Raw genomic sequence first — 26,251 nt, forward strand, 5'->3', positions numbered from 1 at the left:
GTGCAGTCTTTTCAAGAATGATCGGTCTCGAATAAGGGCGTGAGCCGGGACGTGCGTCGGCGGACAAGCGGAATCCCGACCCCGCCCCCCCCTGGCTGTCGCGCCCTCAGTCCAGCAGTGCCAGCGCCTGTTCCGCCGCGTCCCGGAGTCGCCCCGGTTCCTGACCGGACTTGCCCATCAGGCGCAGCCCCTGCATCAGCACGAGCAGCATCCGGGCCAGCGCCCGCGGGTCCCGGTCGGCAGGTAGTTCGTCCTGGGCCCGCGCCCGGGTCAGCGCCGAGGTCAGCGCGGTTTCCAGTACGGTCCAGCTCGCCTCGACCTGCCGGGCGGCGTGCCGGTCGTGCGCCGCCAGCTCCGCGGCCGTGTTCGTCACGAAGCAGCCACGCCCCAGGTCGTCGCAGGCAGCCTCCTCCGCGAACCGGGTCACCAGTGCCCGCACGGCGGGCAGCGCGGGCCCCGGTTGCGACAGCTCTTCGATGAGCCCCGGATCCGAGAGCCGGCTGTACCGCTCCAGGGCCTTGAGGTACAGGTCGTGCTTGCTGCCGAAGGTCGCGTAGAGGCTGGCCCGGGCGATGCCGAGGTGGTCGACGAGGTCGGCCATCGACGTTGCCTCGTAGCCGCGCCGCCAGAACAGCTCAAGGGCCGACTGGAGTGCGGCATCCGGATCGAATGCCTTGGTCCGTGCCATGGGAAGAACCCTAGGCTTTCGAGACCGACCGGTCAATAATGAGCGGGCCGGCGAGACGTGCGGATCAGCGGTCCAGTGCCTCCGCCACGCACGCGTCCAGTTCCTCGCGCAGCTGCGAGCATTCCCGTACCGGATCCTCGGTCGGGCACGTCAGCAGGTGGGCGAGGCGGTGCTGCGCGGCCTGGAGGTCCGCCACGCGTTCCTCGACGAGCCGGATGGCGTCGCGCAGCACGGCGCGCCCCGGTGGCCGCCGCCGGCCGTCCGGTCCGCGTTCGCCGAGCGCGGCGGCGGTGTCCGCGAGGCTCATCATGCCGCCCTGGTGCAGATGCCGGATCAGCGCGAGCCGGCGCAGTTCCGGACTGCCGTAGTGCCGGACGTTCGCGCGGCGTCCGGCGGGCGGCAGCAGTCCCACCTCGTCGTAGTAGCGCAGCGTGGACACCGGCAGGCCGAAGCAGCGGGCCACCTCGCTGATCGAACGCAGCTCGTCGTCACCGTCGTGGGGCACGGCCCCCACCTTGCGCTCAAGTCGGCTTGAGCGTCCAGGCTGAGCGGATCGGGCCCGGCGACGGACCGGGCCGGGGGGACGAAGGACGGTGAGCGATGCGTGTACGGAATGCGGCGGCGGGAGCAGGGGCGGGACCGGGCGGCGAGAAGAAAGCGGGGGAGCGGGCGGCGGCGGACCGGCCGCTTACCGCGACCGTCCCGGTGCTCGTGGCCGGCGGCGGGCCGGTCGGCCTGACCACCGCGATGTTCCTGGCCCAGCGGGGCGTGCCCGCCCTCGTGGCGGACAAGCGGGACCCGTTCACGGGCCCGCCGCGGGCGATGAGCAGCATCCGCACGCTCGAACTGCTCCGCGCGGCGGGCCTTGAGGACGTCGTCGAACGGACGGGCTGGTACGGGTCCGAGCCGTTCCAGGCCGTGTTCAAGGACGCCGCGCTGGGCGACGAACGGCAGCACGTGGCGCCTCCCGAGCCGTACGTACAATGGCTGCGGCACTGCAGCCCGGTCGACAGCAGGCTGATGCTCAACCACCTCCAGATACAGCGGCTGGCGTACGGCGAGCTGCTGCGGTGCGGCGGTGACGTGCGGCCCGGCATCGCCCTGACCGGAATCGAACAGGACGCGGACGGCGTACGGGTACGGCTCGCCGACGCCGCGACCGGCGCGGAGCACGGGATCGCCGCGGACTACGTGATCGGCGCCGACGGCGCGCACAGCACCGTACGGCGCCTCCTGGGCATCACCGTGCCCGACCGCGAGGTGGTCGCCCGGCTGCACACCGCCTTCTACCGGGCCGCCCTCCCGACCGAGGCGGCCGGTCTGCGCTCCTCCCTGTGCTTCGTGCGGAACGCGGACGTCTACGCGACGGTCTCCTCCGCGAACGGCCGTGACCAGTGGGTCTCCCACCTCATGGACTACCCGGGCCGGCCGGATGACAAGGACGGCATCGCGCCGCTCCCGGCGGACCGCGCCCTGGCCCTGCTGCGGTCCGCCATCGGCGACCCCGCCCTCTCCGCCGACCTGATCGCGGTGAACGCCCGGGAAGCGGCCGTGGGCGCGGCGTCGGCCTTCCGGTGCGACCGGGTCTTCCTCGCCGGGGACTCCGCGCACGTACAGAGCTCGGCCGGCGTGCTCGGCATGAACACCGGTGTCCAGGACGGCCACAACCTCGCCTGGAAACTCGCCGTCGTCCTGCGCGGACAGGCCGCCGAGCAGCTGCTGGACACCTACGAGCCGGAGCGCCGCGCCGCGGTACGGGCCTCCCTCGCGCTGTCCCGCACCATGCACGAGGGCTACCGCTCCCTCGGCGGCGCCGACCCGAACGAGCTGTACGAGCCGGCCGTGCGTGACTACATCCGGGCGATGATGCGCTACGCGTATCCGTCGGGCGCCATCTCCCGCCGGATGGTGCGCCCGCGCCGGACGCCCCGGACGGCGACGGCGCCGTCACCCCCGACCTCCTCCCCGGCCATGTCCCCCCAGGCCACCGTCTGCCGCACCGCTTCCTGGACACCTCCGTCGGGGACGCCTCCGCTGGGGACCTCCCCATCGGGAACACCCCCTCGGAGAACGCCCCCGAAGGCGACCGGATCTCCACCCTCGACCTCACCGGCACCGACTGGGCACTGCTCGCCGGGCCGCAAGGCGCGCCCTGGCTGCCCGCCGCCACGGAAGCGGCCGCCGCCCTCGGCATCCCCCTGACCGAGCACCGCGTCCCCGACGGCGTCTTCCCCGGACTCGCCCCCGACGGAGCCGTACTCGTCCGCCCCCACCACTTCGTGGCCTGGCGCGCGGACCGTCTCGCCGCCGATCCGGGCACCGCCGTCAAGCGGACGCTGGCCGCCCCGCTCGGCCGGGGAGGCGAACCGGACCGCCACGCCGTCTGACGGACGCCTGGCCACGGCAACACACCGGCAGGCCCGGCCCATTACCTGGCACGTAATCGACCCGTTCGCCGCGTCACGGCATCGTGGAGTCACCGGTTCTCGGGCCGGCGCACTCCGGCCCGAGAACCGGCCCACAAGGGGCCGTGGCGCACCGCGGAACCGTACACGTGACGAGATATGAGGAGTTCGGCCATGACGCAGACGGAAACCACCCGGCAGGCCGGTGCGGAGCGGTACGAGGACGCGGTCGAGCGGTACTTGGCGGCGTGGAACTCGGCCGGTCAGGACGGTGACGGTGTCACCGGGGCGGTTGCCGCGGCGTTCACCGAGGACGCCACGTACACCGACCCGCTCGCCGACACCGTGGGGCACGACCTGCTCGCCGCCGTGATCGCCGGGGTGCACGCGCAGTTCCCCGGGTTCGTGTTCCGGCGGCTGGGCACCCCGGACGGGCACCACGACCTCGTCCGGTTCGGCTGGGAGCTGGTGGCGCCGGACGGTTCGGCCCCGGTCGCCGGTTTCGACGTCGCCACCCTCGCGGCGGACGGCCGGATCCGCTCCGTCTCCGGCTTCCTGGACCGCGTACCCGCCATGTGAGCCGAAGCCAAGCCGGAGCCGGTGCTGGTGCCGGAGCCGCCCGCCGCGGGGGAGCGGGCTTTACGGCAGCCAGGTCCGCAGATGTCCGGCCGTCTCCGGGTCCGCCGGGAGGAAGGTCTCCAGGGCGAGTTCGGAGACGGTCACGTCCGTCGGGGTGTTGAAGGTGGCGATGGTGGAGATGAAGGACAGCACCCGCCCGTCGTGTTCGATGACCATCGGCAGGGCGTACGGTGCATGGCCGCCGTCTGCGGCCGTCTCCCGCCCGCCTTCGGGCAGCGGGTAGTTGCTGACTTCTTCGTAGACCGCACGAAGCGGTGCGGACCGCATGACCGCCAACTGCCGCTGCATCTGCGTCAGCAGGTGCTCCCGCCACTCCAGGAAGTTGCGGATGCGCGGGGCGAGCCCGTCCGGGTGCAGGGTGATGCGCATGGCGTTGAGCGGCGGCTCCAGCAGCTTGCCGCCGATGCCCGCCATCAGCGCCTGGATGCCCCGGTTCGCGGCGACGACGTGGTACGTGGCGTCGACGACCAGGGCCGGGAACGGCTCGTAGCCCGTCAGCAGCCGCTCCAAACCGGTGCGCAGCGCGTCCATCGACGGGTCGTCCAAGGGGGTCTCCGGGAATTCGGGCGCGAAACCCGCCGCGATGAGCAGTGCGTTGCGTTCCCGTACGGGTACGTCGAGGTGCTCGGCCAGCCGCAGCACCATCTCCTGGCTGGGCCGGGCGCGGCCGGTCTCGATGAAGCTGATGTGCCGGGCGGAGGAGTCGGCGCGCAGGGCCAGGTCGAGCTGGCTGACGCGGCGCCGTACCCGCCACTCGCGCAGCAGCGCGCCCACCCCCGTCGTGTCGGACGCCGTCTTCGAGGAGACCGCAGCAGTCGTCATGGCCGAACCGTAACCGATTCCGTACGCCTGTACGGGTTGTGGCGGTACGGGGTGGGCGCGAGCCCCCGGGGGCAGGGCGTGGCAGCGCCGGACGCATTCTCCGAAGAAAATTCGATGGTCGTGTCGATCCGGCGGTCTCCCGTTCGACGCAAGGGTGAGAGGCGGGGAGAGACCCCGTCCGTACGACCGAGGAGTCACCGTGCCGCGCTTCCTGACGCTGATCCGCATCGACGAGAAGAACGCCCCGGCGGAGGGCCCGAGCCCGGAACTCCAGGAGCGGATGGGCGCGCTGCTGGAGGAGATCACCAAGGCCGGGATCATGCTGGACACCGCCGGGCTCACCCCCACCTCCGAGGGCACCCGGGTCACCTGGTCCGGCGGGCAGCTCAGTTCGACCGACGGCCCGTTCACCGAGACGAAGGAGGTCGTCGGCGGCTACTCCATCATCCAGGCCAAGGACAAGGCGGAGGCCCTGGAGTGGACCAAGCGGTTCCTGCGCACCCACGAGGACTACTGGACCGTCACCGCCGAGGTCCGGGAGATCGCCGAGGGCTGCTGACCCCGGCCGTGCTTGTCGCCCCCGCGCACGGCTGATCTGATGTGGCCGTGACGGCAGCAAGCACGACCGACGCGGTCGAGACGGTGTTCAGGATCGAGTCCGCGCGGATCATCGCCGGTGTCACCCGCATCGTGCGGGACGTGGGCATCGCCGAGGAACTCGCGCAGGACGCCCTGGTCGCCGCGCTGGAACAGTGGCCGGAGTCGGGCGTCCCGGACAGGCCGGGCGCCTGGCTCATGGCCACCGCCAAGCACCGCGCCATCGACCTCGTCCGCCGCAAGGAGACGTACGCGCGCAAACTGGCCGAGGTCGGGCGGGCACTGGAGGACGTACCGCCGCCCGAACCGGCGGATGCCGAGGACATCGACGACGACCTGCTGCGGCTGATCTTCACCGCCTGTCATCCCGTGCTGGCGGCACCGGCCCGTATCGCGCTCACCCTGCGGCTGCTGGGCGGGCTGACCACACCGGAAATCGCCCGGGCCTTCCTCGTCGCGGAGCCCACGGTGGCGCAGCGCATAGTGCGCGCCAAGCGCGCGCTCGCCGAAGCCCGGGTGCCCTTCGAAGTCCCGTACGGCACCGAACGGTCGGCCCGCCTCTCCTCCGTCCTGGAGGTCATCTACCTCGTCTTCAACGAGGGGTACGCCGCGACGGCCGGCGACGACCTGGTGCGCCCGGCCCTGTGCGAGGACGCGCTCCGCCTCGCCCGCGTCCTCGAAAACCTGATGCCGGGCGAACCCGAAGTGCACGGGCTGGCGGCGCTGCTGGAGTTCCAGGCGTCGCGCATCCCCGCCCGTACGGGACCCGGCGGCGAGCCGGTGCTGCTCGCCGACCAGAACCGCGCGAAGTGGAACCGTATGCTCGTCCGCCGCGGCGTCGATGCCTTGCACCGCGCCGGGCACGGCCCCTACTCGCTGCAGGCCGCGATCGCCGCGCACCACGCGGTGGCCACCCGGTACGAGGACACGGACTGGGCCGCCATCGCCACCCTCTACGACCGGCTCCTCGCACAGACCCCGTCCCCGGTGGTCGAGTTGAACCGGGCGGTCGCCGTGTCGATGGCCGAAGGCCCCGCCGCCGCGCTGAAACTGGTGGACGCGCTGGCCGCCGACCCCGCCCTGAAGGGCTACCACCTGCTGCCGAGCGTCCGGGGCGACCTGCTGGAGCGTCTGGGGCGGGCGGCCGAGGCGCGCGGGGAGTTCGAACGGGCGGCGGCCCTGGCCCGCAACGCGCGGGAGAGGGAACTGCTGCTGGCCAGGGCGGCCCGCACGGTCCCCGGGCCACGCTGAAGCGGCGCGAACCGGGCGGCGGAATTTGCGGCTTTCTCCGCTCTCAGCCCAGGTCGAAAGCGTTGCGCAGCCCGAGCCGGTGCCGCGTCTCGTCGTGCCTTCTGAACGCTGCGAACTCCGGAGCGCGGTACAGCGGAGTGACCGTGCACCGCTCGGCGGCGGAACCGGACGCGTCCAGCAGCGCGTTCACGGCCTGCCGCGCGGACGCGTTGGCGCCCTCCATCGTCGCCAGGTCGATGTCGACGGCCACATAGTCCCCGGCGAGGAAGAGATTCGGGATCGCCGTACGGGACGTGGGGCGGTTCAGCCAGGAGCCGGTGGGGTGGATCAGCAGCTGTTCGTCGTTGACGGGATGCGGTGTGCCGAGCCCGGACACGGCCGGGTCCAGGAACCAGGAGTGCAGCGTCGCGTCACGCAGCACGGCCTTGCCGGTGTCGTTGAGACCGGCCTTCAGCTGTGACCACACCTCCCGCGCGACCTCCTCGCGCGTGCACTGCTTGGCCGTCTTCCCGTACAGGATGCCCGGCCGGTCCCACTCCGAGATGTCCACCGACAGGCAGTCGGCGGCCGTCCCGTCCCCGTAATCGGCCGGGAAGTCGCGGTCCTTCCAGTACTGCGCCTGGCCGACCGCGGTCAGTGACCACGGTGAGTCGATGTGGTTGACGTGCCCGTGGATGACGGGCGTCGGCTCGGTCAGATAGAACTGGATGCCCGTCATCCAGTCCGTCGCCAGCTTGTCGCAGCGCGCCAGCTGCGGGTCGGCGGCGCGTACGGCGGCGTTCCAGGTGGTACGGGCGTGCTCGACCGGCATCGCCTGCACGAAGTGGTCGGCGACGACCGACTGCCGGATGCCCTGCGGGTCGGTGATGACCGCCTCCGCGATCCGGCCGCCCGCGAGCCGCAGTTCCTGTACGGCCCACCCGACCTTGAACTGCACCCCCAGCGACCGCAGATGCGCCACCCACGGGTTGATCCACGCCTCGTTGGTGGGCAGGTTCAGCACCCGGTCGGGCTGCCCGTCCGCGCCCCGCCCCAGCAGGTTGAAGACGAACGCCTCCGCGCACGTCGCGACGGTCCGGGTGGAGGCGATCTCCGCCTTGGTGGCGACGATGTTGCGGGTCAGGCCGATGGCCAGCAGGCGCTGGTAGTCGGGGGACATCGAGGCGGCGCGCAGGAAGCGCCACCACGGAGTGTGCTCCCAGACGTCCAGGCGGCGCCGGTCGCAGCTGGTGAGGAAGACCAGCAGCCGGTTGGCGAAGTACGCGATCTCGTGGACGGGCAGGCGGGTCGCGGTGTCCAGCAGCCCCGTCACCATGCGCAGGAACGCGTCGGGCGTCAGGACCGGCGGGGGAGTGCCGACGGAGGAGAACGGGATCCGGATGTCCTCCCGGCCGCCGGTACGGGCGAACATCACCTCGGTGGAGGCCACCAGGTTGTCGTGACAGCCGTTGGCGTTGCCGGGGAACGGGATGCGGCGCAGGGTGTCCGGGAGATTGTGGTAAATGCCCGGGATGAAGCGGAAGCCGTGCTCGCCGGGCAGCGGCCTGCGCCCTCCGCGCGCGCTGCCCGGCACGTCCATGCTGCGGGCCTTGCCGCCCAGCCCGCCGGGCTTGCGCTCGTACACGGTGACCTGGAAGCCGCGTTCGGCCAGCTCGTGTGCGGCGGTCAGCCCGGCCACACCGCCGCCCAGGACCGCCACGGTCCGGCCCGCGGCACGGCGCCGGGCGACGGCCGGCGCGGGCGCGGCGGCCGCCGTACCGCCGGCCCCGAGGGTGAGCGCGCCGCCCACCGCGGCGGCCCGGCCCAGGAAGGCCCGCCGCGGGCTCCCGCCACCGTCTGCACGCTCCTGCTCCATACGGTTCAGGTTGCCCACGGTTACTCCCCACTACGCCACGTAACGGACGCCTCGTCAGCCGCTGGAGCATAGAAGCGGCCCGCGTTCCCCGGAAGCCGATGGCGTGCCCGTCCGCACATTGGCGGGAAAGCGTCCTCGGCGTGCCACGCTGGAACTGCTGCAATCAACAGGGCGCGGACGGCCCGGCGGTACGGGCGGTACGTGCGGCCATGCGCTGTGAAGGAGAGGCGGAGCGAGATGAACGCTCAGGTGGACCCGCTGACGGACAAGGAGATCGAGGACCGTCTCGCGGAGTTGCCCGGCTGGTCGGTGACGGACGGCAGGCTGACCCGCACCTACACCTTCGGCAAACATCTGCCGGCCGCCGCGATGGTGATCCACGTCGCCCAGATCCAGGAGGAGCTGAACCACCACGCGGAGCTGACCCTCGGCTACAACACGCTCGCCGTCGCCGTGCACACCCACAGCGCCGGCAACGCGGTCACCGCCCTCGACTTCGCCCTGGGACAGCGGATCGAGGAGATCGCCACCGGCCACGGGGGGCGCTGAGCGGGAGCCGGGCGGGAACGCTCAGCTCTTCGCCCCCGGGGTGCCGCCGCCGGACTTGCCGGAGCCCGTGTCCGTGTCCGTGTCAGCGTCCGTGCCCTCGTCCTCGGAGGCAGGCGCGTCCGCGTTCTCCATCCGGGCCAGTTCGGCGTTGAACTGGGCGCCGCTCAGCAGCGACAGGTGGGAGAACCACAGCCATATCAGGAAGACGACGGGCCCGGCGAGCGACCCGTAGAGCCGGTTGAACGTGCCCACGTACGAGGCGTAGAACGTGAAGCCCGCCGACGACACCAGCCACAGCAGCACCGCGACCACCCCGCCGGGCACCGCGCGCCGGCCGCGGGTCCGCGACGGTCCCGTGCGGAAGAGCACCATCACCAGGACGACGGCCAGCAGCAACAGCAGCGGCCACTGCAACAGGTTCCACGTCGCCGCGCCCGCCTCGCCGAGCCCTAGGCCCCGCCCGGCCGCACTCGCTATCGGCCCGCTGACCAGCAGGACGACCGCGCTGCTGATCAGCAGCGCCAACAGCAGCAGCGCCGTCGCCAGGATGCGCGGCGCCTTGCGCCACGGCGGCCGGTCGTCCTTGACGCGGTACATGGCGTGCAGCGCCCGCCGGAACACCGCCAGGTAACTGCACGACGACCACAGGGCGCTGACCAGCGCGCCCCCGACCAGCATCCACACCGCGGTCCGCTGCTGCGCCATGGTGACCAGGGCCCGGCGGACGGCCCCGCCCGACCCGGCCGGGGCGAGGGCGCTGATGTGGTTGATCAGCTCCTCGGTGGACGCCGGGTTGGCCAGGCCGACCAGCGAGATGGTGACGATCACCGAGGGCAGCAGGGCCAGCACCGAGTAGTACGTCAGGCTGGCCGCCCAGTCGGACACATCGTCGTTCCAGATCGACACCGGGGTACGGCGGGCCGCGGCCCGGATCCGGGGCCAGCCGGGCAGCGCGGTGCCGCGGGCGCGCGGCCTGCCTGCGCCGGCCGTGAGCAGCGGTGGCCGCAGCCCGTGGTCCGTACCGTCCCCGCCCATGTGTGACCGTCCTCTCCTCGTGCCGTGCGCGCCGGGCGCGCGTTCCGTCTGCCCGTTTGCGCAGCGTACAAGCGTGCGCGGAGCGCTCCTTTCGGAGGTGCGCCGTGGTAGGCGTCTTTCTGCGGCCGGAACCGGTGGCCGCGTGACACCGCGCGCCCCCGCGTGTCCAACGCAAAAGCCGACAATTCCGATGTGACCGGTAAAGATGGGACAGGAAAGGAAGGAGCCGGTGAGTGCCCGAGCCCAGCGACGCCCTGCTGGCCGTACGTGCCGGGGAAGGGGACGAGGGGGCTTTCGAAGTGCTCGTACGCCGCCACAGCGGTCAGCTCCTGCGCCTCGCGACCCGGCTGCTCGGCAGCCGCACCGACGCGGAGGACGCCGTACAGGACGCCTTCGTGAGCGCCTGGCGCCGCATCCCGGAGTTCCGCGGCGACGCCGCGTTCGCGACCTGGATGTACCGCATCGTCACCAACCGCTGCCTCAACCTGCTGCGGGCCCGCAGACCCACCCAGGACCTCGGCTCGGTACCCGAACCGAGCGCGCCCGAGCACGCGTCGTCACCGGTCCGGGCGGCCGAGTCGACCGCCGCCGTCGAGGCGCTGACGCGGGCGATGGACGGACTCACCCCGGAACAGCGCGCCTGCTGGGTGCTGCGCGAGCTGCACGCCCTGCCGTACGAGGAGATCGCCGCGGCGGTGGGCATCAGCCACCAGGCGGTCCGTGGCAGGGTCTTCCGAGCACGCCGCTATCTGACGGAGGCGATGGGCGCATGGCGCTAGGTGAGCACGACGACCCGATCCTGCCCTGCGGTCGCGCGCTGTCGTCCGTGTGGGAGGAGCACGAACCGGCCCCCGCGGGCCCGGACGCCGCCGGCCGCCCGGACGGGGACACCGGACCGCACGCCGGGCCCCCGGCCGACCCGCACGCCGCGCAGTGCCCGTACTGCCAGGAGGCGCTGACGGGCCTCGGCGTACTCGACACGTACGTACGCGAAGCCCGGCAGGCCGCCGAGGCCGCCGCCAGCGAGGAGGACGACCGGAGCACCGAACGCTTCACGGCCCGGGTGATGGACCTGGTCAGAACCGAACTCCGCCCGGGCAGGACCCTACCGCTCGGCGACCCCGAGGACGACGCGTGGATCACCGAGGCCGCGGCGGCCAAGTCCTTCCGCGCCGCAGCCGAGACCCTGCCGGACGTGCAGGCGGGCAGCTGCCGGGTCACCCTGCTCGCGCCGCAGGGCCCCATGAAGGTGGCACTGGAACTGGCGGCCGGCTACGCGTGGCCGCTGCCCGCCCTGGCGGACCGGGTACGCGAACGGGTCCGCGCGGCGGCGCGGGACGGCGTCGGCCTGGAGGTCGAAGAGATCGACGTCACCGTCGTCGACCTCGTCGAGGGGGACACGGGCGGTCCCGGCGGCTCCAACGGCCCCGGCTCCGGTGGCGATGGCTCCGGCGGCGCGGGTGCCGGAGAGGGGAGCAGGGCATGAGCCAGCTCATGAGCGGCGACTCGCAGCCGCGCACCGCGGTCCTGCGGGCCGCGGCCGCGGCCGCCAAGGACACGCCCGGCGTCGCCTTCCTCCGGCCCGGCCTCGGCGAACTGCTCCGGAGCACCGCGGCCGGCACCGGAACCCCGGCCGGGCGGAACGGCCGCGTGGCCGGCGTACGGGCCGACCGCGGACCCGGCCCCGGGCAGTGGCGGATCCGCGTCCACCTGGCGGTACGGCGCGGCCACCGGGCGCTGGACGTGGCCCGCGCGGTCCGGGCCCGCGTCACGGCGGAGGTGCAGGAAGCGCTGCGGACGGCCGGCGAAGCCGCGCCCGCCGTCACCGTGACGGTGACCGTCACGGACATCACCTGAAGACCACCGCAGACGACCGCAGACCCTCAGGAGAAGGGCAGATTCGCCCAGGGCGAGGCCGGGTCCTGGCTGAGCGCACGGTGGATGTGCACCGCCTCCTGGTACGCCGTGCCGAACCAGCCGTTGTCGAAGGCCAGTACCCGGCCCAGGGCATACCCCGCCGAGAACTCCTGCCACGAGCCGTACGCCGCGCGCGCCAGCTCACCGGCGCGCAGTACGGCTTGCTCGGCTTCCGGCGGCGCGCAGTAGCGGGCCCCCAGACCCCAGCGGACGAGGCCGACGGCGTGCGCGTGGTCCAGGGCGACGAGCGACTTCACCTGCCCGTCCGCGGGCAGCAGTCCGTCCGTACGGAAACGTTCCTCGTACTTCTCCACCAGCTCCGGCACCTCGCCCGAGCCCTTGCCCGAGGCCTCGCCCGAGCCGTCGCTCCGCTCGCTCCGGGCGCGTAGCGCGGCCTCCGTCTCGGCCGGTACGAATCCGGCGTCGAGCAACTGGTCGAGACGCTGCCGCCAGGACGCCGGGTCGGTGACCGACCACTGGTCGCGCAGCAGCTGGGCGTCGGCCGCGTAATCGAGGAAGGCGGTGCCCAGCTCGTTCCACGGCACGCTGTGGTGCACGGCGATCGGCGCGCCGCAGGCGAGTCCCTGGGCGAGCGGACCGTGCAGCGGACCGCCGAGGTGCGTGGTGAGCAGCCCGCCCGGCCGCACCCCGTACTGGGCACGGAGGCGCGTCCAGATGCCGCGGTGCGCGGCGGAGGCCGGCAGGTACGCGGCACACGGCGTACCCGGGTTGACCGCCAGCTTCCACTTGTCGTTGGGCCAGTCCTGCGCCAGCTCATCGACGGAGACCCGGTCGAAGAGCTGCTGGGGGTGCCACGGCGGCAGCATGCCGCGGGTCATCACGGGGATGCACGTACCGCCGCCGGCCGGGTCCTCGTAGACCGGCAGCGGGTCCTGGCCCTGCTGGGGCACCACCAAATACAGGTCCTCGCCGGCCACCGCGGCGACCTGGCCTTCCCCGTCGCCTCGTGCGCCGGCCTCACACAACCGCCGTTCCGTGTCGGTCGGCGGCATCCATCCTGGAGTTCCCACGGACCAGAACCTTACGGTGGGCCGCCCGGCGGACCGGGAGGCGGGGTGCTTTGCCGGACCGGCAAGGATGTTTGCCTTATGGCGCCCGCTGCCGGACGCTCGCGACATGACCGACCACCACCACGGCACGCCCGCCCCGGTACGCGACCACGAGCACGACCACGGTCGCGGCCACAGCCACCACCACGAGAGCGCGCACATGGACTGGGACGCGCTCGCCGCCCACCTCGAAGGCGAGGCCGAGTTCCAGACACCGCTCCTCGAACAGGCCACGGCCTGGCTGCGGGACCTGCTGACGGAACCGTCCGGCCCCGGCGCCGACGGGGTCCGCCGGGTGCTCGACGTCGGCAGCGGCCCCGGCGTCACCAGCTGCCTGCTCGCCCACGCCTTCCCCCAGGCCGAGATCGTGGCGGTGGACCCCACCGAGGCGCTCCTCGAACGCGCCCGGGACCGCGCCGGCCGCCTCGGCCTCGGCGACCGGTTCCGCACCCGGGTCGCCGAACTGCCCGACGGCGTCGACGGCATCGGGGAGGCCGACCTCATCTGGTCCAGCAAGGCCCTGCACCACGTCGGCGACCAGGCGGCGGCGGTGGCCGCCCTGGCCCGCCTGCTGCGGCCGAACGGGCTGCTCGTCGTGTCCGAAGGCGGCCTGGCGCCCCGGATGCTGCCCCGCGACTTCGGTATCGGCCGCCCAGGCTTCCAGACCCGCCTCGACGCGGTGCACGACGACTGGTTCGTCCAGATGCGAGCCGCGCTGCCCGGCGCCCGGGACCTCGTCGAGGACTGGCCCGCCATCCTGACCGCCGCGGGCCTGCGGTCCCCGCGCAGCCGCAGCTTCCTGCTGGACCTGCCCGCCCCGCTGGGCCCGGTCCCGCGCGCCCAGGTCGTCCGGCAGCTCTCCCGGTTCGCCGAGGTGATCGGCGAGAGCCTGGACGAGGAGGACCGTGCCACCCTCGCCCGCCTCATCGACCCGGACGACCCGGCCGGCGTCGCCCACCGCCCGGACCTCTTCTGGCTCTCCGCCCAGTCCTTCCACACGGCACGGGCGGCCTGAGCCCGCCTGACGGCCCGGGACGACGCGGCACCGGCCGACCGCCGCCCCCGTAAGGCCACGTCCCCGTACCGCTGCGCGCCCCCGTTGGCGTGCTCGCGTGCGGTCGGTGGTGCCGTGGCCGTGCGGCGGTCGGCCGGTGCCGGGCGGGGTGGTGGCCCTCCCGGGCCGGGAAGACCCTCCACCACCCCGCCGTGTGATCAGCTCGCCGGCCCGTGGCGCGGGCGTGGCCGGGTCGGCGCGCTGAGTCTCAGCAGTTCAGGTAGGCGCGGTGGATCCAGACGCCGGTACGGCCGCCCCAGAGGTCGCCCATCACCCAGGAGCCCTCGGTGCCCCGCGCGTTCATCTTCTGGCCCCTGTTCACCTGGCCGAGGACCGGGTAGCCGGTGCCGGGGCCCCCGCGGTAGTTGACGCCGTTGTCGTTGACGGTGCAGACGACGGCCTGGACCGCGGGCGAGGCGGTGTGCCGGGCGGGGGCCGAGCCGGTGGCGGCGGTGGCCGCGGTGCCGCCGGCGAGGGCGAACACGGCCGCGGTGGCCGCGAGAGCGGCGGCGGCGCGAGGCTTGCGGATCATCTGGGTCTCCTCCGTTGCGGTTCTCTCGGTGCACCGGGGCCGTCGACTGTCCGGACCCGGCACCCATGACACTCGTCCTGTGCGGTGCGGCGGGCCAAGGGGTTTCCCGTCCCCCGCGGGCGGCGGGAAACCGGGAAACCGGGCGTGAGCTGGGAGGGGAGAGAGGAAGAGGAGGAGATCGGCGGGGTGGGAAGACGGCGGCGCCGCCGTCCCGGGCGGGGCGGCGGCGCCGGAAGGTGCTGCGCCCGGACCGGGGTCCGGGCGCGTACCTCAGCCGTTCATGGTGTCCGGGTCCGGACCCAGGCGTGTGCCGGAGTCCAGGGCCGCGATCGCCGCCATGTCGGCGTCGTCCAGCTCGAAGCCGAAGACGTCGATGTTCTCCTTGATCCGGGACGGGGTCACGGACTTCGGGATGACGACGTTGCCGAGCTGGAGGTGCCAGCGGAGCACGATCTGCGCGGGGGTGCGCTCGTACTTCTCGGCGAGCCCGGCGATCGTGGCGTCCTTCAGGAGGTCCTTGCCCTGGCCCAGCGGCGACCAGGCCTCGGTCGCGATGTGGTGCCGGGTGTGGAAGGCGCGGGCCTCGGACTGCTGGAGCTGCGGGTGCAGCTCGATCTGGTTGACCGCCGGGACGACCGACGTCTCGCCCAGCAGCCGCTCCAGGTGGGCGGGCTGGAAGTTGGAGACGCCGATGGCCTTGGCGCGGCCCTCTGCGTAGATCTTCTCGAAGGCCCGGTACGTGTCGACGTACGTGTCCTTGGCGGGCATCGGCCAGTGGATCAGGTACAGGTCCACGTACTCCAGGCCCAGCTTGGCGAGGGACGTGTCGAAGGCGCGCAGGGTCGAGTCGTAGCCCTGCTCGTCGTTCCACAGCTTCGTCGTCACGAAGAGCTCGTCACGAGCGATGCCGGAGGCGGCGAGCGCCTTCCCCGTGCCCTCTTCGTTGCCGTAGATCGCAGCGGTGTCGATGCTGCGGTACCCGGCGTCCAGGGCGGTCCCGATGGCCGAGGCGGCCTCGTCGTCCGGCACCTGCCAGACGCCGTAGCCGAGCTGCGGCATGGTGACGCCGTTGTTGAGGGTGATGTGGGGGACCTTGCTCACGAGCGAATCGATCCTTCAGGTCGGCGTACATGTTCTCCAACGTCAACGATCATCCGGTACGGAGCATTCCCGCGCACCTTCAGCGGATTCCGGCGAGCGTCGGTGCGGGCGCGGGTGCGGGCCCGGTGGCCGGGCGGGCCGTCTCGGCGGCGAGGGTGAGGGCGCCCAGGCAGAGCACGACCAGCCCCACGGCCAGCTCCAGGGCGCCCGCCAGGCCGGGCAGGCCGCGGGCTGGGCCCCCGCTGCCGGTCAGGGCATCGGCCGCGGTCCACGTGAGCCACATCGTTCCGCCCCACGCGAACACCGTCGCGGAGCCCAGCCAGGCCAGCGCGAGCGGCACCCGCGTACGCAGCCGCCGCCACGGCGCCCGGTCGGGGAAGAGGAGAGCGGCCAGCCCGGCCGCGCCGGCCAGCGCCAGCAGGCCCTGGACGACGCCGGAGGCGGCCGTGACGACGCTCCGCGCGGGCAGGGCCGCCGCTCCGGCGCCCGCCGGGACACCGAGGCCCCACAGCACGTCGACGACACCGAGTACGGCGAGGAGCACCGCCGCGGGCACGCCGAGCAGCCGCCGCGCCGCCCGGACACCGGGGGCCGGAGCGGGTACGGCTGCCAGCCGCCGGCGCAGCAGCGTGCCCCAGCGCCGGTGCGCGTAGCCCCAGAAGGCGCCCAGCAGGGTGATGCCCTCGACGATGAAGGCGCCGTAGACGAGGACGTAGACCCAGGGCTGGAGGAAGTCGCCGGACGCCATGGGGTTGGCCGCGCCGGTGAGGACGGCGATGGCGGAGCCGGTGGGCACGGTGATCATCAGGGGCGTGAGCAGCCCGGACGCCATCCACAGCGGCAGCGCGAGCAGCCAGGCGGGGGCGCGCAGGCCGGACGGGCGGGTGAGCGTGTACGCGATGACGGCGGCGACGGCGTCCATGAGGAAGGTGACGGCGTTGGCCGCGATCCAGGTGCCCCGGCCGGCCCTGCCCAGGTCCACGATGCCGATCCCGTAACCCAGGACCCACAGCAGTTTGAGGAGGAGGTACGGGGCGCAGGCCGCGAGGGCCACGCGCCCCAGGAGGACCTGGCGGCCCGTGAGCTGGTCGGAGTTCATGGACCTCAGCCTTCCGGCGGCTCGCGGACGGCACCTCGGGCCGGGGGATGAACCGCCTCCGCCGCACGGGGGAGGGGCCGGCGGCCGCCGGCGCACCTCACGACCGGTACAGCGCGTCCACCTCCGTGGCGTAGGCCGCCTCGATCGCCTTGCGCTTCAGTTTGAGCGACGGCGTCAGCAGGCCGTGCTCCTCGCTGAACTGGTGGGCCAGTATCCGGAACGTGCGGATCGACTCGGCCTGGGAGACCAGCGTGTTGGCGGCGACGACGGCCCGCCGGATCTCGGTCTCCAGGTCGGGGTCGTGCACGAGATCGGTCGGCGGCAGCTCCGGCTTGCCGCGCATGGCGAGCCAGTGCGCGACCGCCTCCGGGTCCAGCGTCACCAGAGCTGCCACGTACGGGCGGTCGTTGCCGACGACGATGCACTGGGCGACCAGGGGATGGGCCCGCACCCGCTCCTCCAGGACGACCGGCGACAGGGTCTTGCCGCCCGAGGTGACGAGGATTTCCTTCTTCCGGCCGGTGATCGTCAGATAGCCGTCCTCGTCGAGCGCGCCGAGGTCGCCGGTGGCCAGCCAGCCGTCGCGCAGGACGGCGTCGGTGGCCCGGGCGTTGTTCAGGTAGCCCTGGAAGACCTGGCCGCCGTGCAGCCAGATCTCACCGTCCTCGGCGATGTGCACGGTGGTGCCGGGGACGGGGGAGCCGACCGTGCCGAAGCGGGTGCGCTCGGGCGGGTTGGCGGTGGCGGCGGCGGTGGACTCCGTCAGGCCGTACCCCTCGTAGATGGTCACCCCGGCACCGGCGAAGAACAGCCCGAGCCGGCGCTCCATCGCCGAACCGCCCGACATGGCGTGCCGCACCCGGCCGCCCATCGCCTCCCGCACCTTGCCGTAGACCAGCTTGTCGAAGAGCTGGTGCTGCATGCGCAGCGGGGCGCCGGGCCCGGACGCGGTGCCGAACGCCTTGTGCTCCAGCGCCTCGGCGTAGCGGACCGCCACGTCGACGGCCTTCTCGAACGGGCCGAGCCTGCCCTCCGCCTCGGCCTTGCGCCGGGCCGCCGCGAAGACCTTCTCGAAGATGTACGGCACGGCGAGGATGAAGCTGGGCCGGAACGACTGGAGGTCCGGCAGCAGGGCGGCGGCGGACAGCTCGGGCTGGTGGCCGAGCTTGACCCGCCCGCGTACGGCCGCGACCTGCACCATCCGGCCGAAGACATGGGCGAGCGGCAGGAACAGCAGGGTGGACGCCTCGTCGCCGGGCTTGGAGTGGAAGACCGTCTCGTAGCGCTGGACGACGTTGTCGGCCTCCGCCATGAAGTTGGCGTGACTGATCACGCAGCCCTTGGGGCGGCCGGTGGTGCCGGAGGTGTAGATGACCGTCGCGGTCGCGTCCGGGGTGACCGCCATCCGGTGGCGGTGCACCACGTCGTCCTCCAGGTGCGCGCCCGCCGCGGCCAGTTCGGCGACCGGGTCGGCGTCCAGCTGCCACAGGCGGCGCAGCTGCGGCAGCCGGTCGATGACCGAGCCGACGGTCATCGCGTGGTCCTCGTGCTCGACCATGCAGGCCGTCACGCCCGCGTCGTGCAGCATCCAGAAGACCTGCTCGGCGGAGGAGGTGGGGTACAGCGGTACGGACTGGGCGCCCACGGACCACAGGGCGAAGTCGAACAGCGTCCACTCGTAGCGGGTACGGGACATGATCCCGACCCGGTCGCCGAAGCGGACGCCCTGCGCGAGCAGCCCTTTGGCCAGGGCCAGTACCTCGTCGCGGAACCGGGCCGAGGTCACGTCCCGCCACTGGCCGGTGGCGTCCTTACGCGCCAGCGCGGCCCGGTCGGGGGCCGACCCGGCATGGTCGAACACGGCGTCCGCCAACCCGCCGACGCGGGGCGCCGTCGCCAAAGGTGGGACGGTGAACTCGCGCAATGACCCAGCTCCTCGACGTGCTTCTCACAGGGCCGAGACCGTACCCCAACAGCGCGGCCCGCGGGAGGGGCGTCCTGCCCGCCGGACCGCCGGCATAGCCGCTGGTCATACGGCGAAAACGGGCTACTCCGGAGAAGCCCGGACATCGGCGGGGGCGGCCCGGCGCCGACGATCACGGCGCCGGGACCGGATCTGCACCAAATCTCTCCGAACGCGGCCGGCCGGGGAAGGACCGGCGGACCGGCCGGAAGGACACGACCGCACATCCGCGGCACATCCGGTCGTAAGCGGGGGTGAACGGGTCCGCCCTCGGCTCCGTATCCCAGGCGTCGGAGCGGCCGGCACCCGGCGTGGCACCGCCCGCGCCGCCCGGCCGCCGTACGTACCGGCGGTACGGACCCGAGCGGAACAGTACGAGGGGGAGAAGGAGCGATGACACAGCCATCGGGGCAGTCCACCCGGCAGTCCCGGCAGCCGTCCCGGTACGAGGCGGCCGCCACCGACCAAGCCCGCTGGACGGAGAGCAACCGTGCCCTCTGGGACGCCTGGACCGACGTCCATGTGCGCAGCGACCACTACGACGTCAAGGGCTTTCTGGCGGACGGGCCCCGGCTTCGCTATCCGTACTTCCACCGCGACGAGCCCGTCACCCATGACCTCGAAGGCGCGTACGCCGAGCCCGGTACGGACACCGCGGTCGCCGGGTACACCTGGGCGCACTCGCTCGGCGAGATCGTGACCAGCGTGATCCGGGCGGGGCTGCGGCCGGAGTTCCTCCACGAGTTCCCCTCCGCCTGGTTCCCGATGCTGCCCTACCTGGAGCGGCGTACCGACGGCAGGTACTGGCTGCCCGCCCGGATCGAGGGGGAGTGCCCGCTGCTGTTCACCCTGCGCGCCGCCGCACCGGCCGCCACCTGACCGCCGACGGCCCGACCACCCATGGAGCTGACGATGACCGGCAACAGCCACCACCCCGGCCTGCGCGCCCTGCAACGCCGTATCGGCCCGGCCCGCGACCACGTCCTGAGCCACCGCGTCTACGGCGAACTGACCAGCCTCGGCAGGGTCGCGGCCTTCCAGGAGCACCACGTCTTCGCCGTGTGGGACTTCATGTCGCTGCTCAAGAGCCTGCAGCGCGACCTCACGTGCACCGGCCTGCCGTGGGTGCCGCGCGGCCCGTCCGTCAGCCGCCGGCTGATCAACGAGATCACCCTCGCCGAGGAGAGCGACACCTGCGGGGACGGGTACACGAGCCACTTCGAGCTGTACGTGGACGCCATGCGCCACACGGGCGCCGACACCGGGCCCGTCGAGTCCTTCGTGGCCCTGCTGCGGGACGGCAACACGGTCGCCAAGGCGCTGCAGTACGCGAACGCGCCCGCGGGCGCGGCCGCCTTCACCGCCGCCACCTGGGACGTCATCGCCCACGCGCCGCTGCACTGCCGCGCCGCCGCGTTCGCCTTCGGCCGCGAGGACCTGATCCCCGGCATGTTCCAGCAGGTCACCGGCATCGCGGGCGCCCAGGAGCGGCTGGCGGCGTTCAAGGACTACCTGGTGCGGCACATCGAACTCGACGGCGACGCGCACACGCCGATGGCCCTGCGGATGCTCGTCGAGATCTGCGGTGACGACCGGGAGAAGTGGGCGCAGAGCGCGGAGACCGTGATCGAGGCGCTGCGGGCCCGGCAGGCCCTGTGGGACGCGGTGTCCGCGTCGTTGGACGGGCGGTGACGGGGCGCGGGAGACGCTCCGACCCCTTAGAGCCTGTGGCGCCCGGCTCCGGCGCCGACCGCGCCTACGGCAGCTGCAGCCGGTCGCCACCCGCCAGTATCGCGTCGGCCAGTGCGTCCGCCGGGCCCCTGGCCGCGCTGTCCCGCTCCCCGTACAGCAGCACGAAGTCCACCCCGCCGAGGTCCGGCAGCCCGGCGCGGGACGGCATCCGGACCAGGCCGGGCGGGATCATGCCGAGACTGTGCGCCATCACCCCGAGGCCCGCGCGGGTGGCCGCGATCAGACCGTTCAGGCTGCCGCTCGTACAGGCGATGCGCCAGTCGCGGCCCTGCCGCTCCAGCGCCTCCAGGGCACGGGCCCGGGTCACCGCGGGCGGCGGGAACACCACCAGCGGGACCGGCCGCCGCGCATCCAGCCGCAGCCGGTCGGTGCCGACCCACACCAGCCGGTCCCGCCAGACGAGCCGGCCGGTGGGCGCCTCGGCCCGGCCGCGCGCCGGTCCGGGACGGCGCTTGGCCAGGACCAGGTCGAGGCGGCCGGCCGCCAGCAGTTCGTGCAGGGTCCCGGACAGCTCGACGGTCAGCTCCAGGTCCACCTCGGGGTGGTCGCGCCGGAACTCCTCCAGCACCTCCGGCATCCGGGTCAGGACGAAGTCCTCGGAGGCCCCGAACCGCAGCCGGCCGCGCAGCCGGGTGCCGGTGAAGAAGCCCGCGGCCCGCTCGTTGGCCTCCAGGATCGTCCGGGCGAAGCCGAGCATCGCCTCGCCGTCCTCGGTGAGGTCCACGGCATGGGTGTCCCTGGCGAAGAGCCGCCGCCCGGCCGCTTCCTCCAGCTTGCGCACATGCTGGCTCACGGTGGACTGCCGCAGGCCGAGCCGGTGCGCGGCCTGCGTGAAGCTCAGCGTCTGCGCCACCGCGAGGAACGTGCGCAACTGCACGGGATCGAACATCGTCCCAGCCTAGCCTCCTATCACGAACCGTGATGGCAGTCAGTGCGGTAAGCGGGGTTCCCGATGGCTGCGACGCCAGGCAGGCTGGATCAGGCACCGGCCACCCGCCCCCCACCCGCACCGAACCCGAAGAGAGAACATGCGCCGCCCCCAGCTCAAGATCCCCTCCTGGCTCCCCGTGGACGGGTTCATCCTGGCCCTCGTCGGCACCGTCGCCCTCGCGGCGCTGCTCCCCGCCCGTGGCACGGCCGGCGGAGTCGCCGACAACGCGTCCACCGGCGCCGTCGCCCTGCTCTTCTTCCTCTACGGCGCCCGGCTCTCCACCCGCGAGGCGGTCGACGGGATGCGCCAGTGGCGGCTGCATCTGACGGTGCTGGCCTGCACGTTCGTGATCTTCCCGGTGCTGGGTCTGGCGGCCCGCGGTCTCGTCCCGTACATCCTGACGCAGCCCCTCTACACCGGCCTGCTCTTCCTGTGCCTGGTGCCCTCCACCGTCCAGTCCTCGATCGCCTTCACCTCGATAGCGCGCGGCAACGTCGCGGCGGCGATCTGCGCGGGCTCCTTCTCCAGCCTCGTCGGCATCGTCGTGACGCCGCTGCTGGCGGCGCTCCTTCTGGGCGGCGACGGCGGCGGCTTCTCGGCCCACTCCCTGGTCTCGATCGTCGTCCAGCTGCTGGTGCCGTTCCTCGCCGGTCAGCTGCTGCGCCGCTGGATCGTCGGTTTCCTCACCCGCCACAAGAAGATCCTCGGACTCGTCGACCGCGGCTCGATACTCCTCGTCGTCTACACCGCCTTCAGCACGGGCATGGTCGAGGGCATCTGGCACCAGGTCTCCCCGTGGCGCCTGCTGAGCCTGCTGGCCGTCGAGGCCGTCCTGCTGGCGCTGATGCTGACGATCACCTCGTACGGCTCCAGGAAGGCCGGGTTCGCCCGCGGCGACCGTGTCGCCATCACCTTCGCGGGCTCGAAGAAGAGCCTGGCCGCCGGACTGCCCATGGCCAGCGTCCTGTTCGGCGCCCAGGCCGGGCTGGCCGTACTGCCGCTGATGCTGTTCCACCAGATGCAGCTGATGGTCTGCGCGGTCCTCGCGAAGCGGTACGCGGCGCAGGCCCCCGACGAGCCGGAAGATGACGCGCAGACCGGGGCCGGTGTGCGGGCGGCGGGCGGACCGTCGCGGGACGGCGAGGGCATTACCTTGGTCCGAAAAGGGGGCTGAGGAAGATCGACGCACTACGCGCGGCCTGGACCGGCATCAAGGAGTGGCTGCTGCCGCCCGACCGGCACGCGCTCATCCGTGCCGCCAAGGCACGGGCGGCGGCCCTGCTGCCGCCCGGCGAGACGCTGGTGGACGGCCATACCGTCGAGCCGGGCGAACGGGTGCCGCCGCCGGCGGCATACCGGGCGAACGCTTTCGGGAAGCGGCCGAGCGCCGGTGACCGGCTGGTCGCCGGGGTGTGGCGCGTCGAACAGACGCTGGGACGGCTCAACCCCGTGAACGCGGCGGTGGCGGCGTGGGACCGGCACGGTACGCACGAGATCGGCTTCGCCGACGGGTCGTGGGTGACGGTGTTCTTTCCCCTGGGACGGTGGGGCACGCTGGTGGAGCAGTTCCCGCGCAGGTTGCGGCACACCGATCCGGTCGTCTGAAGGTTCGGCTCCGGGAGCCGGGAGCCGGGAGCCGGGAGCCGGGGCGCGCGGCGCGGACCGGTGTGGCGTCGTGCGGTGCGATATCGGTCGGTCAGGCCGTCAGTCCTCCCCGTCGTCCACACGGTTCAGCGGCAGGCGCAGCACGACGGGGCCGGGTACGCGCGCGTTGTCCCGGCGTACGCGCGTCAGTTCACCGTCGCTCAGCGCGCGCCCGTAGACCCGTACCTCGTCCAGGCTGCCGGACAACTGGGAGCGGCTGTCCGGTTTCTGGCCCGCGTGGACACCGAAGACCGAGTTCCGGCTGACGGAGCCGGGCACGTCGGGGACCGTGCGGGTCTCGACGCCGTCGACGGTGAGCGTCAGCCGGCCTCCGGTACGCCGCAGCGCCAGGTGGTGCCACGCGCCGTCGTTGTACGCGGCGGTGGCGGCGACCTCGGCGGTGGCGGCCGGCCGGGCGCCGTCGAGTGTGGTGATGGAGGCGCTGACCCGGTTGCGGGCGGGGTCGCCGCGCAGTGCCACCTGCGGACTGCGGCTGCCCACCCCGCCCATCCACAGGAAGGGCTGTTCGCCGGAGGCCGCGCGGTAGCGGAACCAGAGGCTGCACGTGAAGTCGCCGCTGCCGAGAGGCAGTGAACGGCGGAAGGGCAGCCGTACGGCGTCGTCCCGGCCGTCGAAGGAGAGCCCGTCGCCGAAGCGGCCCGGAACCGTCCCGGCGCCGCCCAGGACGAGGGCGGGCCGGGCGTGCCGCCCGTGGTCGGGCGTCGTCGGGTCGGGACCGCGGCGCGGGCCGAGCCAGCCGTCGGTGAAGCGCGCGAAGCGGATTTCGTCGCGGGCGTCGGCCGCGCCGCCCTCGTACAGCAGACCGGTCAGACCGGGCGCGACGGACACCAGGTCCGAATAGCCGGACCAGTCGGTGGTGACCCGGGCGCCCCGGTCCACGCCTTCCCAGGTACGGCCCTCGTCGTAGGAGGAGCGGATGGTCATGGTGCGGCGGCGGTCGGGGTCGGCGGGCGCGGCGAACAGCGTACGGACGGGGTGGCCGGGGTCCCGCCGGGGCGGCCGCAGCACCGAGCCCTGCACCATCGGCGCGTACAGGTCGGGCAGGGTGCGGAAGGGCCGGGCGAAGGACTCCCCGCCGTCGTGGCTGACGGCCGCCGTGCGGTGGCCGAGGTCGGTACCGTCCTGCTCGCGCCCGTTGACGTACACCGAGCCGTCGGAGCGTTCCAGCAGGCTCATCTCGGACGGCTTCTGGCGGAACGTGCCGTCGGCGGCGGTCGGATAACTGTCCACGGCGCCGACCCGCCAGCTGTCACCGCCGTCGTCGCTGAGCATCAGCGCGGCGTGGTTGGCGGTTATCCGGCCGCCCGCGTAACTCTCGGCGTTGACGGTGAACACCAGGCGCCCGGCGTGCCGGCCGCGGGCGAGCTGGACTCCGTGCACGGGACCGGTCGCGTACCAGGAGTTCCATCCGGCGGGCCGCAGTTCGGCGGTCAGGTCGCGCGGCGCCGACCAGGTGGCGCCGTCGTCGTCGCTGTACTGGAGGTGCGGGGTGCGGTCACAGGGCACATCGCAGTTCCCGGCGTCGGGACGGCCCTTGTTGTAGGTCTCCGCGAGCAGGATGCGGCCGGTCTCGCGGTCGACGACGGGGGCGGGGTTGCCGTGGGTGTCCCCGCCGCCCTCGTTGACGACCTGGAGGGGGCCCCAGGTGCGGCCGCCGTCGGTGGAGCGTTTGAGTACGAGGTCTATGTCGCCGGCGTCGCCGCAGTTGGCGACCCGGCCCTCGGCGAAGGCGAGCAGGGTGCCGTTGGCGGACCGTACGACGGCCGGGATGCGGAAGCACGCGTAACCGTGCTCCTGGGACGCCTTGAACAGCACTTGCTGTTCGAAGCCGTTGGGGGCAGGAGAGCCGGCGGGCGCCGCAGGGCGGGCCTGGGCGGTGGCCACCGGGACCAGGACGGCGGCCGCCGTGGCGAGTGCGGCCAGGGTGCGGCCCCGCGACCGGTGGCCGCCGTGGGCGGGACCGCCGGTCCCGGTGGCGGGTCTGCCGCGGTGGGTGTCGTGTGCGCGGAATGGTGACGTCATGATCCGACCTGCCCTTCGAGGCATCGGCGAGGCGTCGGAGGAGGAAGCAGGACATGCAACGTCCCACGTCCTACGTAGGACGTCCCATGTCCACGCTCCGGTGCGCAGGAAGTTACTGGGCCCCCGGCACCGCCACAAGCCACGCGCGGCGCTTCTTCGTACCCGGCCGGATTTCCCTCGTCCGGCGCACGCCGGGCACATCCGTACGGGCCGCGCCCCGCGAAGCCGGTCGGCCACCGGTCAGGGAATCAGTACGACCTTGCCGAGGTTGGCGCGGGCCTCGATGATCTCGTGCGCGCGTGCGGCCTCCACCAGCGGAACGCGCGCGTATACGGCGGTCCGCAGGCGGCCGGCGGAGAAGTGGTCCCACAGTTCGGCGCCGTGCCGCTCGTACTGCTCCGGGCGGGTGGCGGCGAACCGCGCCATGGTGAGCCCGGTGATCGTCTTCGAGCCCGCGAGGAGGTCGTAGGCCGGGACCGTACCGCCGCCCGAGTTGAAGAACACCAGCCGCCCGCCCGGCGCGAGGGCCGCCACCGCGCGCGGCAGCAGGTCACCGCCGACCCCGTCGAGGACGATGTCGACGGGCTCGCCCCAGGACTCGTCCTCGTACGTCACCACCTCGTCCGCGCCGAGCCCGTACAGGAAGTCCGCTTTCGCGGCGGAGCCGACGGCCGCCACCACCCGCGGCACGCCCCGCAGCTTGGCCAGCTGCACCGCCAGGTGCCCGGTGGCGCTGGCCGCGCCCGTGATCAGCACGGACTCCCCGCCGGTCGGGGCGGCGGTGGCCAGCGCGGCGAGCGCGACCTGCCCGCCGCGGACCAGCGCGACGGCGTCCACGCTGGACGCGGTGTCCGGTATGCGGGCGGCCAGTGCGGCGGGCACGGTGGCCGCCTCGGCGTACGAGCCGGTGAAGGAGAGCGAGGTGACGCGGTCGCCGACCGCGAATCCGGTGACGTCCGGGCCCAGGCCGACGACCTCGCCGGCCACCTCGCCGCCGAGTACGGCGGGCAGCGGTACGCCACCGCCGTGGCCGTCGCCGCGCGTCCGGCGCACGGACGGCAGGCTCACGCCGATGGCCTCCGTGCGGACGAGCAGCTCGCCGGGGCCCGGCTCGGGGACCTCGGCCTCCTCGACGCGCAGGACTTCGGGGCCGCCGTAGGAATGGAAACGGACTCGCCGCACGGGCACCTCCGGGAAGTGGGCGCAGCGGACGCCACGCAGGGACGGCCCCGGGGCAGCCCGGGAACCGTTGGGTGGCCCAACGGTAGCAGTAATCATTGGGGTGCCCAATGAGTTTCGGATAG

Annotated in this window: 27 protein-coding genes; 14 read left to right on the forward strand and 13 right to left on the reverse strand. The window is 73.2% G+C overall.

Annotated elements, in window-relative coordinates; translation table 11 throughout:
• Positions 1-106: 106 nt before the first annotated feature.
• Positions 107-688 (reverse strand): TetR/AcrR family transcriptional regulator, encoded by a 582-nt coding sequence (locus tag ACZ53K_RS18275; RefSeq protein WP_468837260.1) that lies wholly within the window; start codon positions 686-688, stop codon positions 107-109.
• A 64-nt stretch (positions 689-752) separates the two neighbouring features.
• Positions 753-1,193: a MerR family transcriptional regulator gene (locus tag ACZ53K_RS18280; RefSeq protein WP_468837263.1), complete on the reverse strand. Its 441-nt coding sequence runs from the start codon at positions 1,191-1,193 to the stop codon at positions 753-755.
• A 95-nt stretch (positions 1,194-1,288) separates the two neighbouring features.
• On the opposite strand from ACZ53K_RS18280, the gene ACZ53K_RS18285 reads away from it, so the two are divergent.
• From ACZ53K_RS18285 to ACZ53K_RS18295, 3 genes are all read left to right on the forward strand, one after another.
• On the forward strand, positions 1,289-2,890 hold the full coding sequence (locus ACZ53K_RS18285; protein ID WP_468837266.1) for an FAD-dependent monooxygenase: 1,602 nt from the start codon (positions 1,289-1,291) through the stop codon (positions 2,888-2,890).
• Entirely contained in the window at positions 2,815-3,075 is a 261-nt protein-coding gene (locus ACZ53K_RS18290; RefSeq protein WP_468837504.1) for an aromatic-ring hydroxylase C-terminal domain-containing protein, read from the forward strand. Before ACZ53K_RS18285 ends, ACZ53K_RS18290 begins: the two co-directional genes overlap by 76 nt.
• A gap of 192 nt (positions 3,076-3,267) precedes the next feature.
• On the forward strand, positions 3,268-3,672 hold the full coding sequence (locus tag ACZ53K_RS18295; RefSeq protein WP_468837269.1) for a nuclear transport factor 2 family protein: 405 nt from the start codon (positions 3,268-3,270) through the stop codon (positions 3,670-3,672).
• 60 nt (positions 3,673-3,732) lie between these two features.
• On the opposite strand, the gene ACZ53K_RS18300 is transcribed toward ACZ53K_RS18295, so the two are convergent.
• A complete protein-coding gene (locus ACZ53K_RS18300; RefSeq protein ID WP_468837271.1) occupies positions 3,733-4,554 on the reverse strand; it encodes a helix-turn-helix domain-containing protein in 822 nt (273 codons plus the stop codon).
• Between the two features lie 199 nt (positions 4,555-4,753).
• Between ACZ53K_RS18300 and ACZ53K_RS18305 the strand changes: the two genes are divergently transcribed.
• Together ACZ53K_RS18305 and ACZ53K_RS18310 are read left to right on the forward strand one after the other, a co-directional pair.
• Positions 4,754-5,113: a YciI family protein gene (locus ACZ53K_RS18305; RefSeq protein ID WP_468837274.1), complete on the forward strand. Its 360-nt coding sequence runs from the start codon at positions 4,754-4,756 to the stop codon at positions 5,111-5,113.
• A gap of 47 nt (positions 5,114-5,160) precedes the next feature.
• On the forward strand, positions 5,161-6,402 hold the full coding sequence (locus ACZ53K_RS18310; RefSeq protein WP_468837277.1) for an RNA polymerase sigma factor: 1,242 nt from the start codon (positions 5,161-5,163) through the stop codon (positions 6,400-6,402).
• 43 nt (positions 6,403-6,445) lie between these two features.
• On the opposite strand, the gene ACZ53K_RS18315 is transcribed toward ACZ53K_RS18310, so the two are convergent.
• On the reverse strand, positions 6,446-8,257 hold the full coding sequence (locus ACZ53K_RS18315; RefSeq protein ID WP_468837507.1) for a hydroxysqualene dehydroxylase: 1,812 nt from the start codon (positions 8,255-8,257) through the stop codon (positions 6,446-6,448).
• Between the two features lie 237 nt (positions 8,258-8,494).
• On the opposite strand from ACZ53K_RS18315, the gene ACZ53K_RS18320 reads away from it, so the two are divergent.
• Positions 8,495-8,806: a 4a-hydroxytetrahydrobiopterin dehydratase gene (locus ACZ53K_RS18320; RefSeq protein WP_468837279.1), complete on the forward strand. Its 312-nt coding sequence runs from the start codon at positions 8,495-8,497 to the stop codon at positions 8,804-8,806.
• A gap of 21 nt (positions 8,807-8,827) precedes the next feature.
• Here ACZ53K_RS18320 and ACZ53K_RS18325 read toward each other — a convergent pair whose 3' ends face one another.
• Positions 8,828-9,841 (reverse strand): YihY/virulence factor BrkB family protein, encoded by a 1,014-nt coding sequence (locus ACZ53K_RS18325; RefSeq protein ID WP_468837281.1) that lies wholly within the window; start codon positions 9,839-9,841, stop codon positions 8,828-8,830.
• A gap of 233 nt (positions 9,842-10,074) precedes the next feature.
• Between ACZ53K_RS18325 and ACZ53K_RS18330 the strand changes: the two genes are divergently transcribed.
• From ACZ53K_RS18330 to ACZ53K_RS18340, 3 genes are read left to right on the forward strand one after another with little or no spacing between them, the layout of a single operon-like run.
• Entirely contained in the window at positions 10,075-10,620 is a 546-nt protein-coding gene (locus ACZ53K_RS18330) for an RNA polymerase sigma factor (RefSeq protein ID WP_468837283.1), read from the forward strand.
• Positions 10,611-11,327, forward strand: a complete 717-nt coding sequence (locus ACZ53K_RS18335) for an Asp23/Gls24 family envelope stress response protein (RefSeq protein WP_468837286.1) — start codon at positions 10,611-10,613, stop codon at positions 11,325-11,327. Before ACZ53K_RS18330 ends, ACZ53K_RS18335 begins: the two co-directional genes overlap by 10 nt.
• Positions 11,324-11,698: a hypothetical protein gene (locus tag ACZ53K_RS18340; protein ID WP_468837289.1), complete on the forward strand. Its 375-nt coding sequence runs from the start codon at positions 11,324-11,326 to the stop codon at positions 11,696-11,698. Before ACZ53K_RS18335 ends, ACZ53K_RS18340 begins: the two co-directional genes overlap by 4 nt.
• A 26-nt stretch (positions 11,699-11,724) precedes the next feature.
• On the opposite strand, the gene ACZ53K_RS18345 is transcribed toward ACZ53K_RS18340, so the two are convergent.
• Complete coding sequence (locus ACZ53K_RS18345) at positions 11,725-12,771, reverse strand: DUF1266 domain-containing protein (RefSeq protein WP_468837509.1); 1,047 nt, start codon at positions 12,769-12,771, stop codon at positions 11,725-11,727.
• 124 nt (positions 12,772-12,895) lie between these two features.
• Between ACZ53K_RS18345 and ACZ53K_RS18350 the strand changes: the two genes are divergently transcribed.
• Positions 12,896-13,843: a class I SAM-dependent methyltransferase gene (locus ACZ53K_RS18350; RefSeq protein WP_468837291.1), complete on the forward strand. Its 948-nt coding sequence runs from the start codon at positions 12,896-12,898 to the stop codon at positions 13,841-13,843.
• A 247-nt stretch (positions 13,844-14,090) separates the two neighbouring features.
• Here ACZ53K_RS18350 and ACZ53K_RS18355 read toward each other — a convergent pair whose 3' ends face one another.
• The 4 genes from ACZ53K_RS18355 to ACZ53K_RS18370 form a co-directional block, all read right to left on the reverse strand.
• Positions 14,091-14,414, reverse strand: a complete 324-nt coding sequence (locus ACZ53K_RS18355) for an SH3 domain-containing protein (protein WP_468837294.1) — start codon at positions 14,412-14,414, stop codon at positions 14,091-14,093.
• Positions 14,415-14,684: 270 nt separating this feature from the next.
• Complete coding sequence (locus ACZ53K_RS18360; protein WP_468837296.1) at positions 14,685-15,515, reverse strand: aldo/keto reductase; 831 nt, start codon at positions 15,513-15,515, stop codon at positions 14,685-14,687.
• A 79-nt stretch (positions 15,516-15,594) separates the two neighbouring features.
• Positions 15,595-16,614: a hypothetical protein gene (locus ACZ53K_RS18365; protein WP_468837299.1), complete on the reverse strand. Its 1,020-nt coding sequence runs from the start codon at positions 16,612-16,614 to the stop codon at positions 15,595-15,597.
• A gap of 97 nt (positions 16,615-16,711) precedes the next feature.
• Entirely contained in the window at positions 16,712-18,514 is a 1,803-nt protein-coding gene (locus ACZ53K_RS18370) for an AMP-dependent synthetase/ligase (RefSeq protein WP_468837302.1), read from the reverse strand.
• A 456-nt stretch (positions 18,515-18,970) separates the two neighbouring features.
• Between ACZ53K_RS18370 and ACZ53K_RS18375 the strand changes: the two genes are divergently transcribed.
• Entirely contained in the window at positions 18,971-19,456 is a 486-nt protein-coding gene (locus ACZ53K_RS18375) for a hypothetical protein (RefSeq protein ID WP_468837306.1), read from the forward strand.
• A 33-nt stretch (positions 19,457-19,489) separates the two neighbouring features.
• Positions 19,490-20,269 carry a DUF3050 domain-containing protein gene (locus ACZ53K_RS18380; RefSeq protein ID WP_468837309.1) on the forward strand — a complete coding sequence of 260 codons (780 nt, stop codon included), beginning with the start codon at positions 19,490-19,492 and terminating at the stop codon, positions 20,267-20,269.
• 64 nt (positions 20,270-20,333) lie between these two features.
• On the opposite strand, the gene ACZ53K_RS18385 is transcribed toward ACZ53K_RS18380, so the two are convergent.
• Positions 20,334-21,218: a LysR family transcriptional regulator gene (locus tag ACZ53K_RS18385; protein ID WP_468837312.1), complete on the reverse strand. Its 885-nt coding sequence runs from the start codon at positions 21,216-21,218 to the stop codon at positions 20,334-20,336.
• Between the two features lie 139 nt (positions 21,219-21,357).
• On the opposite strand from ACZ53K_RS18385, the gene ACZ53K_RS18390 reads away from it, so the two are divergent.
• Together ACZ53K_RS18390 and ACZ53K_RS18395 are read left to right on the forward strand one after the other, a co-directional pair.
• Positions 21,358-22,434: a bile acid:sodium symporter family protein gene (locus ACZ53K_RS18390; protein ID WP_468837315.1), complete on the forward strand. Its 1,077-nt coding sequence runs from the start codon at positions 21,358-21,360 to the stop codon at positions 22,432-22,434.
• Positions 22,435-22,562: 128 nt separating this feature from the next.
• The gene (locus ACZ53K_RS18395; protein ID WP_468837318.1) at positions 22,563-22,865 is read left to right on the forward strand and encodes a hypothetical protein; all 303 of its coding nucleotides are present in this window, start codon (positions 22,563-22,565) and stop codon (positions 22,863-22,865) included.
• A gap of 99 nt (positions 22,866-22,964) precedes the next feature.
• Here the strand turns inward: ACZ53K_RS18395 and ACZ53K_RS18400 are convergent, their stop codons facing one another.
• Together ACZ53K_RS18400 and ACZ53K_RS18405 are read right to left on the reverse strand one after the other, a co-directional pair.
• Positions 22,965-24,947 carry an exo-alpha-sialidase gene (locus ACZ53K_RS18400; protein ID WP_468837320.1) on the reverse strand — a complete coding sequence of 661 codons (1,983 nt, stop codon included), beginning with the start codon at positions 24,945-24,947 and terminating at the stop codon, positions 22,965-22,967.
• Positions 24,948-25,187: 240 nt separating this feature from the next.
• Entirely contained in the window at positions 25,188-26,129 is a 942-nt protein-coding gene (locus tag ACZ53K_RS18405) for a quinone oxidoreductase family protein (RefSeq protein WP_468837323.1), read from the reverse strand.
• Positions 26,130-26,251: the final 122 nt, after the last annotated feature.

Source organism: Streptomyces sp. NPDC033221 (genome assembly GCF_055577005.1).